The organism is Pseudomonas sp. 273, assembly GCF_029201425.1.
GTDB lineage: Bacteria > Pseudomonadota > Gammaproteobacteria > Pseudomonadales > Pseudomonadaceae > Pseudomonas > Pseudomonas delhiensis.
Genome location: NZ_CP116775.1, coordinates 3561242 through 3576668 on the forward strand (window position 1 = coordinate 3561242; position 15427 = coordinate 3576668).

13 protein-coding genes are annotated in these 15427 nt (G+C 67.0%); 6 read left to right on the forward strand and 7 right to left on the reverse strand.

Going from position 1 to position 15427, the window contains the following annotated elements:
- Nucleotides 1-21: 21 nt before the first annotated feature.
- From PKO50_RS16420 to PKO50_RS16430, 3 genes are all read left to right on the forward strand, one after another.
- The gene (locus PKO50_RS16420; RefSeq protein WP_275630324.1) at nt 22-1413 is read left to right on the forward strand and encodes a GntP family permease; all 1392 of its coding nucleotides are present in this window, start codon (nt 22-24) and stop codon (nt 1411-1413) included.
- 55 nt (nt 1414-1468) lie between these two features.
- Nucleotides 1469-2239: a 3-hydroxybutyrate dehydrogenase gene (locus PKO50_RS16425; RefSeq protein WP_089394301.1), complete on the forward strand. Its 771-nt coding sequence runs from the start codon at nt 1469-1471 to the stop codon at nt 2237-2239.
- A 107-nt stretch (nt 2240-2346) separates the two neighbouring features.
- Entirely contained in the window at nt 2347-4299 is a 1953-nt protein-coding gene (locus PKO50_RS16430; RefSeq protein ID WP_275630325.1) for an acetoacetate--CoA ligase, read from the forward strand.
- 48 nt (nt 4300-4347) lie between these two features.
- Here the strand turns inward: PKO50_RS16430 and PKO50_RS16435 are convergent, their stop codons facing one another.
- Nucleotides 4348-5319: an AraC family transcriptional regulator gene (locus PKO50_RS16435; RefSeq protein ID WP_275630326.1), complete on the reverse strand. Its 972-nt coding sequence runs from the start codon at nt 5317-5319 to the stop codon at nt 4348-4350.
- Nucleotides 5320-5497: 178 nt separating this feature from the next.
- Here PKO50_RS16435 and PKO50_RS16440 point away from each other — a divergent pair, with 178 nt between their 5' ends.
- The 3 genes from PKO50_RS16440 (at nt 5498) to PKO50_RS16450 (ending at nt 9944) form a co-directional block, all read left to right on the forward strand.
- Nucleotides 5498-6571, forward strand: coding sequence for a class I SAM-dependent methyltransferase (locus PKO50_RS16440; RefSeq protein ID WP_109935823.1), 1074 nt, complete (start codon nt 5498-5500; stop codon nt 6569-6571).
- Nucleotides 6568-7887, forward strand: a complete 1320-nt coding sequence (locus PKO50_RS16445) for an MFS transporter (protein WP_275630327.1) — start codon at nt 6568-6570, stop codon at nt 7885-7887. Before PKO50_RS16440 ends, PKO50_RS16445 begins: the two co-directional genes overlap by 4 nt.
- 62 nt (nt 7888-7949) lie before the next feature.
- Nucleotides 7950-9944 (forward strand): TonB-dependent receptor, encoded by a 1995-nt coding sequence (locus tag PKO50_RS16450; protein WP_275630328.1) that lies wholly within the window; start codon nt 7950-7952, stop codon nt 9942-9944.
- Nucleotides 9945-10429: 485 nt separating this feature from the next.
- On the opposite strand, the gene pcaD is transcribed toward PKO50_RS16450, so the two are convergent.
- The 6 genes from pcaD to PKO50_RS16480 form a co-directional block, all read right to left on the reverse strand.
- The gene (gene pcaD, locus PKO50_RS16455; protein ID WP_275630329.1) at nt 10430-11218 is read right to left on the reverse strand and encodes a 3-oxoadipate enol-lactonase; all 789 of its coding nucleotides are present in this window, start codon (nt 11216-11218) and stop codon (nt 10430-10432) included.
- 108 nt (nt 11219-11326) lie between these two features.
- Complete coding sequence (gene pcaF / locus PKO50_RS16460; RefSeq protein WP_275630330.1) at nt 11327-12532, reverse strand: 3-oxoadipyl-CoA thiolase; 1206 nt, start codon at nt 12530-12532, stop codon at nt 11327-11329.
- Nucleotides 12529-13311 (reverse strand): CoA-transferase subunit beta, encoded by a 783-nt coding sequence (locus tag PKO50_RS16465; RefSeq protein ID WP_109933930.1) that lies wholly within the window; start codon nt 13309-13311, stop codon nt 12529-12531. The genes pcaF and PKO50_RS16465 overlap by 4 nt, the downstream gene beginning before the upstream one ends.
- Entirely contained in the window at nt 13311-14159 is an 849-nt protein-coding gene (locus PKO50_RS16470; protein WP_109933931.1) for a CoA transferase subunit A, read from the reverse strand. Before PKO50_RS16470 ends, PKO50_RS16465 begins: the two co-directional genes overlap by 1 nt.
- A gap of 284 nt (nt 14160-14443) precedes the next feature.
- Complete coding sequence (locus PKO50_RS16475; protein ID WP_275630331.1) at nt 14444-14857, reverse strand: VOC family protein; 414 nt, start codon at nt 14855-14857, stop codon at nt 14444-14446.
- Between the two features lie 18 nt (nt 14858-14875).
- Nucleotides 14876-15301 carry a YciI family protein gene (locus tag PKO50_RS16480; RefSeq protein ID WP_275630332.1) on the reverse strand — a complete coding sequence of 142 codons (426 nt, stop codon included), beginning with the start codon at nt 15299-15301 and terminating at the stop codon, nt 14876-14878.
- Nucleotides 15302-15427 lie beyond the last annotated feature (126 nt).

A 15427-nucleotide genomic window follows, 5' to 3' on the forward strand; every position in this document is an offset into this window, starting at 1 on the left:
GCGGCTCCAGGAGAACTGCCCATGAGCGTGGTCATCGCCCTCGCCGCCCTAGCCCTGCTGATGCTGGCCGCCTACCGCGGCTACAGCGTCATCCTCTTCGCCCCCATCGCGGCGCTGCTCGCCGTGCTCTTCACCGACCCGTCCGCGGTGGCGCCGGCCTTCACCGGCGTGTTCATGGAGAAGATGGTCGGCTTCGTCAAACTCTACTTCCCGGTGTTCCTGCTCGGCGCCGTGTTCGGCAAGCTCATCGAGCTGTCGGGCTTCTCGCGCTCCATAGTCGCGGCCGCCATCCGCCTGCTCGGCACCCGCCAGGCCATGCTGGTCATCGTGCTGGTGTGCGCCCTGCTCACCTACGGCGGCGTGTCGCTGTTCGTGGTGGTGTTCGCGGTCTACCCCTTCGCCGCCGAGATGTTCCGCCAGAGCGACATCCCCAAGCGGCTGATCCCGGCGACCATCGCCCTGGGCGCCTTCAGCTTCACCATGGACGCCCTGCCCGGCACCCCGCAGATCCAGAACATCATCCCCACCGCCTTCTTCGGCACCAACGGCTGGGCCGCGCCCTGGCTGGGGCTGATCGGCAGCCTGTTCGTGTTCGCCGTGGGCATGCTGTTCCTGCGCCGCCAGGCCAACCGCGCCCACGCCGCCGGCGAAGGCTATGGCCGCGAGCTGCGCAACGAACCGGAAACCGCCAGCGACATCGCCCTGCCCAACCCACTGCTGGCGCTGTCGCCGCTGGTGCTGGTGGGCGTGGCCAACCTGCTGTTCACCCACTGGATCCCGCAGCTCTACGGCAAGACCCACAGCCTGCAGCTGGCCGGCATGGCCGCGCCGGTGACCAGCGACGTGAGCAAGCTCACCGGCATCTGGGCGGTGCAGGCGGCGCTGCTGCTGGGCATCCTGCTGGTGCTGGCCAGCAGCTACCGGGTGATCCGCAGCCGCCTGGCCGAGGGCAGCAAGACCGCGGTCTCCGGCGCCCTGCTGGCGGCGATGAACACCGCCTCGGAATACGGCTTCGGCGCGGTCATCGCCTCGCTGCCGGGCTTCCTGGTGCTGGCCGACGCGCTCAAGCGCATCCCCGACCCGCTGGTCAACGAGGCCATCACCGTCACCGCGCTGGCCGGCATCACCGGCTCGGCCTCCGGCGGCATGAGCATCGCCCTGGCGGCCATGTCCGAGCAGTTCATCGCCGCCGCCCACGCCGCCAACATCCCCCTGGAGGTCCTGCACCGCGTCGCCGCCATGGCCAGCGGCGGGATGGACACGCTGCCGCACAACGGCGCGGTCATCACCCTGCTGGCGGTCACCGGGCTGACCCACCGCGAGGCCTACAAGGACATCTTCGCCATCACCCTGATCAAGACCCTGGCGGTATTCGTGGTGATCGCTACCTTCTACGCAACCGGCATCGTCTGACGCCACGCATCACCCGGCGGCCCTTTCCGGGCCGCCACCGGCAGGAGAAACACCCATGAACCTCAAAGGCAAGATCGCGCTGGTCACCGGCGCCACCAGCGGCATCGGCCTGGGCATCGCCGAGCGCCTGGCCGCGGCCGGCGCCCAGGTGGTGATCAACGGTTTCGGCGACGTCGCGGGCGCGCTGGCCGAACTGGGCCGCCACGGCACCCGCGTCGGCCACCACCCGGCGGACATGGCCGACCCGGCGCAGATCGCCGAAATGATCGCCTACGTCGAACGCGAGTTCGGCGCCCTGGACATCCTGGTGAACAACGCCGGCATCCAGCACGTGGAGGCCGTGGAAGACTTCCCGGTGGAACGCTGGAACGCCATCATCGCCATCAACCTGTCGGCGGTGTTCCACACCACCCGCCTGGCGCTGCCGGGCATGCGCCGGCGCGGCTGGGGGCGCATCCTCAACATCGCCTCCACCCACGGCCTGGTGGCCTCCGCCGGCAAGAGCGCCTACGTCGCCGCCAAGCACGGGGTGGTCGGCCTGACCAAGAGCGTCGCCCTGGAAACCGCCACTACGCCCATCACCTGCAACGCCATCTGCCCCGGCTGGGTACTGACGCCGCTGGTGCAGCAGCAGATCGACGCCCGCGTCGCCGCCGGCGCCAGCCCCGAGCAGGCGCGCCACGACCTGCTGGCGGAAAAGCAGCCGTCGCTGGAATTCGTCACCCCCGCCCAGCTGGGCGAGCTGGCCCTGTTCCTGTGCAGCGAAGCCGCCGCCCAGGTGCGTGGCGCCGCCTGGAACATGGACGGCGGCTGGGTCGCGCAGTAGCGCCGCGCCAGGCGGGGGCCCGTCCCCCGCCCATTCATCGATGGGCTGAAGCCGCCGGAATCCCGTGCCACACTGGCAGGACAAGAAGTGGATGGACGGACGCCCCGATGAAGCCCTTGTGGACCCCCTCCGCCGAACGCATCGCCGCCACCCGGCTGGATGCCTTCCGCCGCCAGGTCAACCAGCGCCACGGCCTGGAACTGGCCGACTACCCTGCCCTGCACGCCTGGAGCATCGAACATCGCGAGGCCTTCTGGCAGGCCATCGTCGACGGCTTCGACGTGCGCTTCCACAGCCCGCCGCGCACGGTGCTCGAAGAAGGCCCGCGGATGCCCGACGCGCGCTGGTTCTCCGGCGCCACCCTGAACTTCGCCGAACACCTGCTGCGCCGCCGCGACGATGCCACGGCCGTGGTCGCCATCGGCGAGGACGGCAGCCGCGAAAGCCTCAGCCACGCCGAGCTGGCCGCCCAGGTCGCCGGCCTGCAGCGCGCCCTGCGCGACGCCGGGGTGGGCATGGGCGACCGCGTGGTGGCCTTCATGCCCAACACCTGGCAGACCCTCGTCGGCATGCTCGCCGCCACCAGCCTGGGCGCCACCTGGTCCAGCTGTTCGCCGGACTTCGGCACCCAGGGGGTGATCGACCGCTTCGGCCAGATCGAGCCCAAGGTGCTGATCGCCTGCGCCGGCTACCGCTACGCCGGCAAGGTGCTGGACCTGACCGGCAAGCTCAACGAGATACTGGCGCAGTTGCCATCGCTGCAAGAGTTGGTGCTGGTGCCTTATGCCCGGCCAGAGGCGCGTGCAACGGATTGCAAATCCGCTGCACGCGTCACCCTGTGGGACGACTTCTACCAGGGCGGCGGCGAACCCGGGTTCACCCCGGTGCCCTTCGCCCACCCGCTGTACATCCTCTACTCCAGCGGCACCACCGGCGTGCCCAAGTGCATCGTCCACGGCACCGGCGGCGTGCTGCTGCAGCACCTGAAGGAGCACGCGCTGCACACCGACCTGCACCCGGGCGACGTGCTCTTCTACTACACCACCTGCGGCTGGATGATGTGGAACTGGCTGGCCTCCGGCCTGGCGGTGGGCGCCCGCCTGGTGCTCTACGACGGCTCGCCCTTCCACCCAGGCCCCGAGCGGCTGGTCGACCTGATCGACGCCGAGGGCATCAAGGTCTTCGGCACCAGCGCCAAGTACATCGCGGCGCTGGAGAAGGCCGGCGTGCGCCCGGCGCAGACGCACCGCCTGGACAGCCTGCGCAGCATGCTCTCCACCGGCTCGCCGCTGGCCCACGAGAGCTTCGACTACGTCTACCGCGACATCAAGGCCGACCTGTGCCTGTCGTCCATCTCCGGCGGCACCGACATCGTCTCCTGCTTCGCCCTGGGCAACCCCACGGCGCCGGTATGGCGCGGCGAGCTGCAGTGCAAGGGGCTGGGCATGGCGGTGGAAGTCTGGGACGACGACGGCAAGCGCCTGCGCAGCGGCAAGGGCGAACTGGTCTGCACCCGGCATTTCCCGTCGATCCCGGTGGGCTTCTGGAACGACCCGCGGGGCGAGAAGTTCCACGACGCCTACTTCGCCACCTTCCCCGGCATCTGGGCCCACGGCGACTACGCCGAGGAAACCGCCCACGGCGGCCTGGTGATCCACGGCCGCTCCGATGCCGTGCTCAACCCCGGCGGCGTGCGCATCGGCACGGCGGAAATCTACCGCCAGGTGGAAAAGGTCGACGAAGTGCTGGAATCCATCGCCATCGGCCAGGACTGGCAAGGCGACGTGCGCGTGGTGCTGTTCGTGCGCCTGCGCGAAGGCGTGCAACTGGACGAAGCGCTGCAGGAAAAGATCCGCCGGACCATCCGCGCCAACACCACGCCCCGCCACGTGCCGGCGAAGATCATCGCTGTGGCGGACATCCCCCGCACCCTCAGCGGCAAGATAGTGGAGCTGGCGGTGCGCAACGTGGTGCACGGCCGGCCGGTGAAGAACACCGACGCCCTGGCCAACCCGCAGGCGCTGGAGCTGTACCGGGACCTCGAAGTGCTGAAGTCATAAGGCGGGCCACGCCTGCCGGTTGCAGATCGGGACCGCGCGAAGGCCGCCTCAGGGGTCGGCAACCCGACGACCGAACAGGGCCCTGGGTGATTTGCCGTAGTAACGGGTGAAGGCAACGGTGAAATTGTTGGCGTATCCGTAGCCTACCTGCCAGGCGACCTGGGAGACCCGCTCGCCGGTCTCGAGCAAGCTGAGAGCCCTGGTCATGCGCAGCTTCAGCAGCAGCGCCGCCGGCGTGGCATCGTACAGGTAGAGCATGCCGTCCTTGAGCTTGTTCCTGTTGATGCCCACGGAGGTGGCCAGGTAATCGAGCGTCAGGGGCTTGTCGAGGTGTTCGTCCATCATCTGCCGCGCTCGCTCGATGCACTCGATATCCGCCGGTGAGAATGGGGACGAAGCGGCGCCATGTTCCGGCAACAGAAGGCTGAACTGTTCGTTGAGCAGGCTGAGGGCGTGGATGTGCAGGTCCAGCCGCGAGAGCTGACTCCGGCAAGGTAGCAGGTGGCTGATCAGCGCATTGGCATGGGCCATCGCCGCCGGCGTGCTGGCCCGGAAAGCCAGGCGGCTGAGTTGCCGGCTGCCGAGGATTTCCGCGGCCCGCTGCGGCCCCAGGTACTTGCCGATCAGGGACTCGTGCGCCACCACGCGCAGCTGCGACACGGTTTCATCTGCCTCGTAGCGCCTCTCGCCGGCTATGCCCTGGAATGAAGAGACGGTGGTATAGCCCTTCTGAAATTCCAAGCGGGTGGCGTCTTGCCCTTCGTAGCGGGAGCGACCTTTCATGCCGAGGGTAATGACCATGACCCGCCCCTCGTGCGGCCCGTGGGTTTCCTCGGTCAATGCAATGCCGGGGCGGTAGTGCAGCCTGCCCAGGCCCAGCCCTGGCTCCAGTTCGACAAAATCATGGAAGCAATCACCGATTTCGTCGGGTAGTTGCAGGCGTGTCTTGCCGTCCGCCAGGACGCTGTGGATGCGGGGCGCTTCCAGTGTCAGCCGACAGCGGCTTTTGCGTGCGCTCATCTCTTCCTTCCGCCCTTGCAGATCTTCCGCATAGAAATCCGTGCCTCTCGCATACATAAAAAGCAATGATTCTCATTAATTTAAGGCATCGCTCCATCGGGGACCAGCATTGCCTCCCCATGAACAAAGCCGAAAAGGAAAACCGATGCCTTCGATTCACAGAGCAGAGGGGCTAGCCATGGCGCCTGAACCCATCGAGAACCTGACGCCCCCTCCTCCTCTCGCCCGACCCCACGTCCTGCAATCCTGCTGGGACATGCAACTGGCCGGCCTGGGTGCCGACGCCTTGCGGGCAGCCCTGGAGGCGAAAATGTTCGTGCAGTTGGACGACTACGTCAGCACGCAACAACTCGCCGAACGCCTGTCGCTGTTGCCCGCCAACGCCGGCTATTTCCTTGAGCTGTTGTGGAGCCTGGATGTGCTCGAGCGCAAGTACACGGCCAACGGCGAGGCCACCTACCGCACGCGTACTGAACTGCAACCCTACCTGCATGCGGGCTCGCCCCGTTACTGCGGAGATGCCTTGCTCTATCGCCATCGGGTGCTACGGCAGGCAGGCATGCAGTTGCCCGATCAACTGTGCGAGCGCACGCCACCCTTGCCCGCCCCGGTTGCGCAGCAACAAGGCTGGGCCGAGGCGGCCCGGGTGCAGATTGCCCAGGAGCAGCAGGCGATCACGGTCGAAGTGGCCTGCGCGGTCCTCGGCCAGCAGCCGGAATTCGCCACGGCGCGACGGATGCTGGACCTGGGCGGCGGCCCCGGCCTGGTGGCGATCGCGCTGGCGAAGCTGCAGCCGGAACTGTCCGGCGCGGTGTTCGAGTACCCGGCTGTCGCGGCGGTGGCGCAGCAGAACATCGAGCATGCCGCCCTTTCCGGCCGTTTGACCGCATGTGGCGGTGACCTGGCGCAGGACGATTTCGGCAGCGGCTACGACCTGATCTGGTGCTCGTCGGTGCTGCATTTCGTGCCGGATGTCCCGGCCACCCTGAACCGCCTGTATACGGCGCTGCGTCCAGGCGGGCTGCTTGTCTGTTGCCATGCCGAGATCGCGGACGCCGCGCGCCAGGCCAGGCCGGTTCTGCAGTATTACCTGCACATGCGCATGCAGGGGCGCCACGTGTGGCACGCTGGGCAGTTGGCAACACAGCTGCAGCGGGTAGGGTTCGACCGGGTCGAGCAACTGGACGACGTCCGCTTTCCGGTAGCCCCCGTTGCCGTTCTGCTTGCCCGCAAAGGGAAGGACCGCCCATGAGCAGGTCCGGGCTGTTCGGCCTGCAGCTGTTGTTCGGCTGGATGAACCTGGCGTTGGCGGTGCCCGGCATCTATCTGATGTTCGGCATGCCGCTGGTGATGCGTCAGCACGGCTGGACCGGCACCGAGATCGGATTGTTCCAGCTTGCCGCGCTGCCGGCGATCTTCAAATTCCTGCTTGCCGTACCTGTACAGCGCATACGCCTGGGGCGCGGGCATTTCGTGCACTGGCTGTTGCTGCTCTGTGCGCTGCTGTTGGCGCTGTATTGGCTGATCGGTCGGCACGACCTGATCGGCGATCGCGTAATGCTGTTTGCACTGACCTTCGCCATCAGCATTGCCGCCACCTGGACCGATATCCCACTGAATGCGCTGGCGGTGCAGTGCCTGCCACGCAGTGAGCAGTTGCGCGCCGGCAGCATCCGTTCTGCCGCGCTGTTCCTGGCTGCCATCCTCGGCGGCGGCATCCTGATCATGGTGCAGTCGCGTCTGGGCTGGCGGGCACCCTTCTGGCTGATGGGCGCAGGTCTGCTGATCGGTGCCTTGCCCTTCCTGTCGCTGCGCGTAAAGGCGGCATTGCCCGCGCAGACAACCTCTGGCGTTGCGCCAGCCCCGAGCGTGAAGGCGGACTGGGCCGGCTTTTTCAGCCAGCCGGGAGCACGGCAATGGACGCTGTTGCTGCTGACCAGTTTCCCCTGCATAGGCGCGGTGTGGCTCTACCTCAAACCGCTGATGCTCGACATGGGCATGCCGCTGGAGCGCGTGGCCCTCATCGTCGGTGTCGTCGGCAGCATGACCGGCGCGCTGTCCAGTCTGCTCGGCGGGCAACTGGTGCCGAGACTGGGCGCTGCACGGGCCATCGCGCTGTACCTATTGGCGGCCCTGTGCGCGCTTGCGCTATTGACGCTCACGGTCTGGGCCGGACTGGGGGCGACCTGGCTGATCGCCAGCGCCATCGGCGTGGCGGCCAGCATGGGAGCCGTCTCGGCACTGATGTTCGGGCTGACGATGTTCTTCACCCGGCGCCAGCGCAACGCCTCGGACTATGGCCTGCAAACCACGGTATTCACCGTCTCGCGCCTGGCTGTGCCGATCGCGGCGGGAGTGCTGCTCGACCACCTGGGCTACACCGGCATGCTTCTCATGTTGACCCTGGGGGTGCTGTTCTCCTTCGTCCTGGCCTGGCAGGTACGCGGAAAAGTGGAGCGCTCGGCACAGTCGATATTGGCCGAAGAGGCCCACGAACCAGGCGTTGAGCCCTACGTGACCGGGCAACCGACAACGGAACCGAAGCAAAACTCGAAGGAGCACATATGAAGGGACCACGAGGCCCCATCCCTCGCAGGGGCAAAGGTGCAAGGGCGCTTGGCCGGCGGGCCATGATGGCCTCCGTTCTGATCTCCGCCTTTGCGCCTGATACCCAGGCGGCATTCGCAGCGGATGCCACCAACGCCAAGGAAGAACCCCAGGCCCTACCGGCAATTACCGTCACCGCGGAGAAAATGGAACGACCGCTGGAAGAAGTGCCCGCCAGCGTGGCGGTGATCGATGGCCGGGATGTGGAGCAGTCCGGCATTACCAGCCTCGAGCAACTGGAAGGACGTATTCCCGGCCTGTCATTCCAGCCGTTCGGGCAAGCGGGTATGAACTCGCCTGTCATGCGCGGGCTGACGGCCAACTTCAACAGCTTCTCCACCTCCACTCTGCTGCTGGTCGATGGCGTTCCCACGCTGACGGCGCAGGGGTTCGAGAACGGCATGCTGGATCTGGATCGCATCGAGGTCATTCGCGGTCCGCAATCCACCCTGTATGGCCGCAACGCCGAGGCCGGCGTGATTGCCATCCACAGCCTGCCGATGGACGCCACGCCCAGAGCCAGCGTATCAGCGCAAGCAGGCAGCCGGGATAAGCGCGTCATGCGCTTCGCGCTCAGCCAGCCGCTGGTGGACGACCTGTTATATGCCAGCGTATCGGGCAACTGGTCGAGCCAGGACGGCTTCATCGACAACACCCACACGGGGCACGAAGAGGACGATCGCGAGCAGAACAACCTCAATATGGGGCTGCGCTGGACGCCAGGGGCCTCGACGGATGTGGTCATGCGCTATACGCGTCAGGCGTATGACGATGGCGCATCCCTCTGGGGCTCACCCAGCGCGCCAAGAGCACAGGTCGCTTCCGGAACGCCGAGCTGGAATCGCTCCGAGGGACAGACATTGTCCTTCAATGTCCAGCATGAATTCGCCTCGGGCCTGCGCTTGCATTCGGTGACGGCCTGGAACGACTTCAAGGACCGGATTCAGCAGGACACGGACTTCATGCCGGCCGACGTCTTGCACGTCGGGCGCGATCATCATCTGCGCACGCTATCCCAGGAGTTCCGCCTGGAGGGAAAACTTGGGGAGTCCAGTTGGCTGGTTGGCGTCTATGGCGATCACAGCGACAACGATCTGCACAGCACCAGCAAGACCATGATGGGGCTGTCGGACATCCGCGCAGATCAAGAGAGCGATACCGCCGCCCTGTTCACCCACTGGAACCTCCCCTTGTCAGCCAAGTGGTCCCTGGATACCGGAGCACGTGTCGAGCGCAATGAAGTGGAACTGCATCCACGAGGGGCTACAAGCCAGGAAAAAGGCTGGACACACGTATCGCCCAAACTCGCGCTGCAATACCAGATAACCGCCAATCACCAATGGTATGTGAGTGCCAGCCGGGGCGTGCGCACAGGCGGCTTCAATGTGCTGGCCCCCGCCATGGGTTATCTGCCCTACGACCCGGAGAAGAACTGGTCCTATGAAACCGGCCTCAAGGGCTGGCTTCTCGACAAGCGCATTCGTTATTCGCTGGCCGCCTATGTCATGGACATCGATGACATGCAGGTCATGCAGATGCCCACCGTCGGCATGATGTACATCACCAGCGCCGCAACGGCGACGTCCAAGGGCGTCGAGCTGGATATGGACTACCTGCTCGGCGATGGCTGGCAGCTCAAGAGCGGGCTGGCCTGGAATCGTACGCGCTTCGACCGCTTCCAGGATGGTGCTGCCGATTACGACGGCAAGCACAACCCGTTCGCGCCGGATCTGACCGGGCACATCGGCATCCGCTACGACGCGCCGCAGGGTTGGTACGCACAAGCCAGCGTGACAGGCAGCAGCAAGGTCTACCTGGATGCGGCCAACCAGTATGAACGCAATGGTTATGCCCTGGTGAACCTGGTGGCCGGATACCAGCGCGGCAACTGGGAAGTCGCGGCCTATACCGACAACGCCACCGATCAGCGCTACGACGCGGTGGGCTACCAGAACGGCTTCGTCACCGTCTACAGCCCGCCGCGTGAAGCAGGCCTGAGGCTGACGTGGCGCCTGTAGGATGGGTGGACATGAAGCGATACCCACCGCCATGGCCCCGAATGGTATTCCCTGGCGGTAACTGTGCTTCGGGTTGGCCCTGCGCCCTCTCCCCAGCCCTCTCCCGCAAGCGGGAGAGGGAGCCGTCCGGCGTTGTCGGGAAGTCCGGTGTCATCCTGAAAGCCCGATCGCGGACGGAGTCCGCTCCTACGACCGTGCCACCGGATGGTTCCGCGTGGCGGAGGCAATCGACCGTAGGGCGAATAACCGTTCGCGGTTATCCGCCGTTGGCCGTGCCATCGGGGTGTCCGGCGTGGCGGGTGAATCCAATCGCGGACAAAGTCCGCTCCTACAGGGAAATGCCACGCCTTCCGGCAACCTGTAGGAGCGAGCTTGCTCGCGAACCGCATGGCACCGCTTTTGTTCGCGAGCAAGCTCGCTCCTACGAAGAGCATCTCGGCGCAGGCTGCAAGACAGTTCCTACAAGAGCGTGGAGCGGAGCCGCATCAAGCGCGCAGGAAGGCCAGCACCTTGTCGCTGAAGGCATCGCCGGCCTGGACGTTGGACAGGTGCGCGGCGTGGAATTCCACCAGTTCGGCGCCCTGGATATGTTCCCGCAGGAAGCGGCCGTGCTCGGTGGTGGTCACCGGGTCACCGCTGCCGCAGACGATCAGCGTCGGTGCGCGGATGGCACCCAGTTGCTCGCGGAAGTCGGCGTCGCGCACGGCGGCGCAGTTGGCTGCGTAGCCCTCGGGGGAAGTCTGCGCCAGCATGGCCACTATGGGTTCGACCTTGGCCGGCTGGGCCTCGGCGAAGTCGGCGGTGAACCAGCGCGAGATCGAGGCGTCGCGCAGGTCGCGCATGGCCTGGGCGCCGCCGGAGAGCACGGTGTCGATGCGCGGGTTCCAGACTTCCGGGGTGCCGATCTTCGCGGCGGTGTTGCACAGCACCAGGCGCTCGATGCGCCCGGGGGCGTTGATCGCCAGCCACTGGCCGATCAGGCCGCCCATGGACAGGCCGCAGAAGCTGGCCTTGGCGATGCCCAGGGCATCCAGCAGGGCCAGCAGGTCGCGGCCGTTCTGCTCGATGCTGTAGGGGCCGGGGGTGACCAGCGAGGCGCCGTGGCCGCGGGTGTCGTAGCGCAGCAGTTGGAAGTGTTGGGTGAAGGCCGGCACTTGCGCGTCCCACATGTGCAGGTCGGTGCCCAGGGAGTTGGACAGCACCAGCACCGGCGCGCCGGCCGGGCCTTCGAGGAGGTAGTTCAGGTCGCCGTCGGCGAGTTTGACGGTAGGCATCGGAAACTCCCGTTCATTCATGAGCGGCGCCCGCTGGAATGCGGGCGCCGGGATTATTGCAGCTTCAGTCGCTGGTTTCCCGCGTTCGCGGGAAACCAATAGACAGCCTCAGACGCGCTCGACCGCCAGGGCCACGCCCTGCCCCACGCCCACGCACATGGTGCACAGGCCGCGTTGGCCGCCGCTTTTCTCCAGCTGGTGCACGGCGGTCAGGACCAGGCGTGCGCCGCTGGCGCCCAGCGGGTGGCCGAGGGCGATGGCGCCGCCGTTGGGGTTGACCCGCGCGTCGTCGTCGGCGATGCCCAGCTCGCGGGTGACCGCCAGGCCCTGGGCGGCGAAGGCCTCGTTCAGTTCGATGACGTCGAAGTCGCTCACTGCCAGGTTCAGGCGCTCCAGCAGCTTGCGTACCGCCGGCACCGGGCCGATGCCCATCACCCGCGGGGCGACGCCGGCACTGGCCATGCCCAGCACCTTGGCGCGGGGCTTCAGGCCGTGTTTCTTCACCGCTTCGGCGGAGGCCAGGATCAGCGCCACCGAGCCGTCGTTGACGCCCGAGGCGTTGCCGGCGGTGACGGTCTTGTCCGGGCCGTTGACCGGCTTGAGCTTGGCCAGGGCTTCCAGGGTGGTGTCCGGGCGCGGGTGCTCGTCGGTGTCGACGACGGTTTCGCCCTTGCGGCCCTTGATCACCACCGGGACGATTTCCTCGGCGAAGTAGCCGGCGGCCTGGGCGCGCCCGGCCAGTTGCTGGCTGCGCAGGGCGAAGGCGTCCTGGTCGGCGCGCGAGACCTTGTAGTCGTCGGCGACGTTGTCGGCGGTCTGCGGCATGGCGTCGACGCCGTACTGGGTTTTCATCAGCGGGTTGATGAAGCGCCAGCCGATGGTGGTGTCCTCGATCTTCTGGCCGCGGCCGAAGGCGCTGTCGGCCTTGCCCATTACGTAGGGCGCGCGGGACATGGACTCGACGCCGCCGGCGATGACCAGCTCGGCCTCGCCGCTGGCGATGGCGCGGAAGGCGCTGCCCACCGCGTCCATGCCCGAGGCGCAGAGGCGGTTGAGGGTCACGCCGGGGATGCTTTCCGGCAGGCCGGCCAGCAGCAGCGCCATGCGCGCGACGTTGCGGTTGTCTTCGCCGGCCTGGTTGGCGCAGCCGAGGTACACCTCGTCCAGCTGCGCCCAGTCGACCTGCGGGTTGCGCTCGACCAGGGCCTTGACCGGCACGGCGGCCAGGTCGTCGGCGCGCACCGCCGAGAGCGCGCCGCCGAAGCGGCCGATGGGGGTGCGCACTGCGTCGCAGATGAAGACCTCGCGGCTCATTCCTCACCTCCTTGCTGGCCATGGGCGGCGGCGGTGCGGGCTTCGAGGGCGCGCAGGGCTTCCAGTTCCACCTCGGTGGGGGCCACGGTCTCGATCACCTGCTCGGCGAAGCGGATGGCCCAGCCGGTGTTCTCCACCACCTGCTCGCGGCTCACGCCCGGGTGCAGCGCGGTGACGATGAATTCGTTGGTGCCGGCTTCCGGTTCCATGATGCACAGGTCGGTGATGATCGCCACCGGGCCCTTGCCGGGCAGGCCGAGCTGCTGGCGGTGGTCGCCGCCCTCGCCATGGCCGACCGAGGTGATGAAGGCCAGCTTGTCGACGAAGGTGCGGTGCGACTGCTTGAGGATGATCAGCACTTCCTTGGCGGAACCGGCGATTTCCGGGGCGCCGCCGGCGCCGGGCAGGCGCACTTTCGGCGAGTTGTAGTCGCCGATGACGGTGGTGTTGATGTTACCGAAGCGGTCCACCTGGGCGGCGCCGAGGAAGCCGACGTCGATGCGCCCGCCCTGCAGCCAGTAGCGGAAGATTTCGCCGGTGGGCACCACGGTGTCGGCGGTCTCGGCCAGCTCGCCGTCGCCGATGGACAGCGGCAGCACGCTGGGCTTGGCGCCGATGGGGCCGGATTCGTAGATCAGGACCACGTCCGGCGAGGAGGTCAGGCGCGCGAGGTTGGCGGCCTTGGACGGCAGGCCGATGCCGACGAAGCACACGGCGCCGTTCTTCAGGCGGCGGGCGGCGGCCACGGTCATCATTTCATTGGTGCTGTAGGCGCTCATTATTTGCCCTCCGCGATCTTGGCTTGGAACTCGCTGAAATCCTGGGTGCCGCGGATGTAGGTGTCGATCCAGGCGGTGAAGCTCTCGCGGTCGCGGGCGATCGGGTCCCAGGCCTGGTAGAAGCGGTTGTCGCGCTCGTAGTAGCCGTGGGCGTAGGACGGGTGCGCGCCGCCGGGCACGTGGCAGACGGCGGACAGCGCCCAGGTCGGTAGCACGCAGGCGTTCATCGGCGCGTTCAGGTCGTCGACGATCTCTTCCACGGTGACGATGCAGCGCTTGGCGGCCAGGGCGGCTTCCTTCTGCACGCCGAGGATGCCCCACAGCAGCACGTTGCCCTTGCGGTCGGCCTTCTGCGCGTGGATCACGGTGACGTCCGGGCGCACCGAGGGCACGGCGGCCAGTTGCTCGCCGGTGAAGGGGCACTCGATGAACTTGATGTTCGGGTTGACCTTCGGCAGGTCGGAGCCGGCGTAGGCGCGCAGCACCGCGAACGGCAGGCCGGAGGCGCCGGCCACGTAGGAGTTGGCCAGGTCGGCGTGGCTGTGCTCGTCGATCTCCAGCGCCCGCGGCCAGCCCTTCTCCACCGCGTCGCGCAGGCGGTGCAGCGAGCCCACGCCGGGGTTGCCGCCCCAGGAGAAGGTCAGCTTGCGCGCGCAGCCGGCGCCGATCAGCAGATCGTAGACCAGGTCGGGGGTCATGCGCACCAGGTGCAGGTCTTTCTTGCCCTGGCGGATCAGCTCGTGGGAAGCGGCGGTGGGGATCAGGTGGGTGAAGCCTTCGAGGGCGACGGTATCGCCGTCGTTCACGAAACGCTCGACCGCTTCGCGGAGGGTCAGGAGTTCAGCCATTGTCGGTCTCGTCTTGGGTCCAGGGCATCCGGGGATGCCGATGGGCAAGACAGTAGCGCCGGCCACCGGGACCAAACAATGCGATTATCGACTATCGGTGCGGTTATCGAACACTTCTACTGCCATGGATGCCTGGGCGTAGGGCGTACAACCGTTCGCGGTTGTACGCCGATTCACCGCGATCACCGGTGGCGCCAAGGCCGAATTCGGCGCTGCCTGAAACCAAGGCCAAACGGCGTATGACGCGGAGCGTCATACGCCCTACGTCCCGGGAGCATCCGCAGTCAGCGATCCTGCTCGCAGTTGACCATCCAGGGCACCCCGAAGCGGTCGGTGAACATGGCGAAGGCGGCAGCCCAGAAGGTCTGCTGCAGTTCCATGGTGACCTGGCCGCCCTCGCTCAGGGCGTCGTAGATGCGCCTGGCCTCGGCCTTGCTGTCCACCTGCAGGGAAACGGACACGCCCTTGGTGCCCTCGTAGGGCATCGGCGGGCAGTTGTCCGAGCCCATCAGCACCTGGTCGCCCACCTCCAGGCGCACGTGCATCACGCGGTCGGCGGCATCCGGCGGAATCTGCCCCATGTCCGGGGCGTCCTTGAAGCGCATCAGCATCGGCAGCTTGCCGCCGAGCACTTCGGCGTAGCGGGTGAAGGCTTCCTCGCAGTTGCCGTCGAAGATCAGGTAGGCCTGGATTTTCATCTGGAGTCTCCTGCCGGCTCAGGATTTGCCGGCGATCCGGGCGCGCAGGCGTTCTTCCTGCTCGCGAAGTTCCTCGGTGAATTCGGCGCCGAAGTCCTCGGCCTCGAAGACTTGGCGAATCTCGATCTCCGACGGGCCGTCGAAGGGATTGGGGCTGCGCTTGATCCAGTCGACGCATTCCTGCAGCGAGTCGCACTGCAGCAGCCAGAAGCCGGCGATCAGCTCGCGGGTCTCGGCGAAGGGGCCGTCGATGACCGTGCGCGAGGCACCGTCGAAGCGCACCCGGGCACCCTTGGCGCTGGGCTGCAGGCCCTCGCCGGCGAGCATCACCCCGGCGGCCACCAGTTCCTCGTTGAACTTGCCCATGGCCGCCAGCAGCTCTTCGGAGGGCATGACGCCGGCCTCGGAGTCGGCGGTGGCCTTGACTATCGCCATGAAGCGCATGGTGGTTCTCCTCTTCTCGTGAAGTCGAGTGGGCCCACTGCCCCGCTCTGCCGGTTAGTCGATGCGCGGGTGGCGCAATCGACAGCGGCGCCGACCGTTCGTCGGCACCGTCGGGGCGGCAATGGC

Excerpts from the sequence above, each read along its gene's own strand:
- PKO50_RS16445 (WP_275630327.1), top strand. The coding sequence starts at position 6,568 with ATGAGCAGGTCCGGGCTGTTCGGCCTGCAGCTGTTGTTCGGCTGGATG.
- pcaD (WP_275630329.1), bottom strand. The coding sequence starts at position 11,218 with ATGCCTACCGTCAAACTCGCCGACGGCGACCTGAACTACCTCCTCGAA.
- PKO50_RS16470 (WP_109933931.1), bottom strand. The coding sequence starts at position 14,159 with ATGGCTGAACTCCTGACCCTCCGCGAAGCGGTCGAGCGTTTCGTGAAC.
- PKO50_RS16480 (WP_275630332.1), bottom strand. The coding sequence starts at position 15,301 with ATGCGCTTCATGGCGATAGTCAAGGCCACCGCCGACTCCGAGGCCGGC.
- PKO50_RS16440 (WP_109935823.1), top strand. The coding sequence starts at position 5,498 with ATGGCGCCTGAACCCATCGAGAACCTGACGCCCCCTCCTCCTCTCGCC.
- PKO50_RS16420 (WP_275630324.1), top strand. The coding sequence starts at position 22 with ATGAGCGTGGTCATCGCCCTCGCCGCCCTAGCCCTGCTGATGCTGGCC.
- PKO50_RS16425 (WP_089394301.1), top strand. The coding sequence starts at position 1,469 with ATGAACCTCAAAGGCAAGATCGCGCTGGTCACCGGCGCCACCAGCGGC.
- PKO50_RS16475 (WP_275630331.1), bottom strand. The coding sequence starts at position 14,857 with ATGAAAATCCAGGCCTACCTGATCTTCGACGGCAACTGCGAGGAAGCC.
- PKO50_RS16435 (WP_275630326.1), bottom strand. The coding sequence starts at position 5,319 with ATGAGCGCACGCAAAAGCCGCTGTCGGCTGACACTGGAAGCGCCCCGC.
- PKO50_RS16450 (WP_275630328.1), top strand. The coding sequence starts at position 7,950 with ATGATGGCCTCCGTTCTGATCTCCGCCTTTGCGCCTGATACCCAGGCG.
- PKO50_RS16430 (WP_275630325.1), top strand. The coding sequence starts at position 2,347 with ATGAAGCCCTTGTGGACCCCCTCCGCCGAACGCATCGCCGCCACCCGG.
- pcaF (WP_275630330.1), bottom strand. The coding sequence starts at position 12,532 with ATGAGCCGCGAGGTCTTCATCTGCGACGCAGTGCGCACCCCCATCGGC.
- PKO50_RS16465 (WP_109933930.1), bottom strand. The coding sequence starts at position 13,311 with ATGAGCGCCTACAGCACCAATGAAATGATGACCGTGGCCGCCGCCCGC.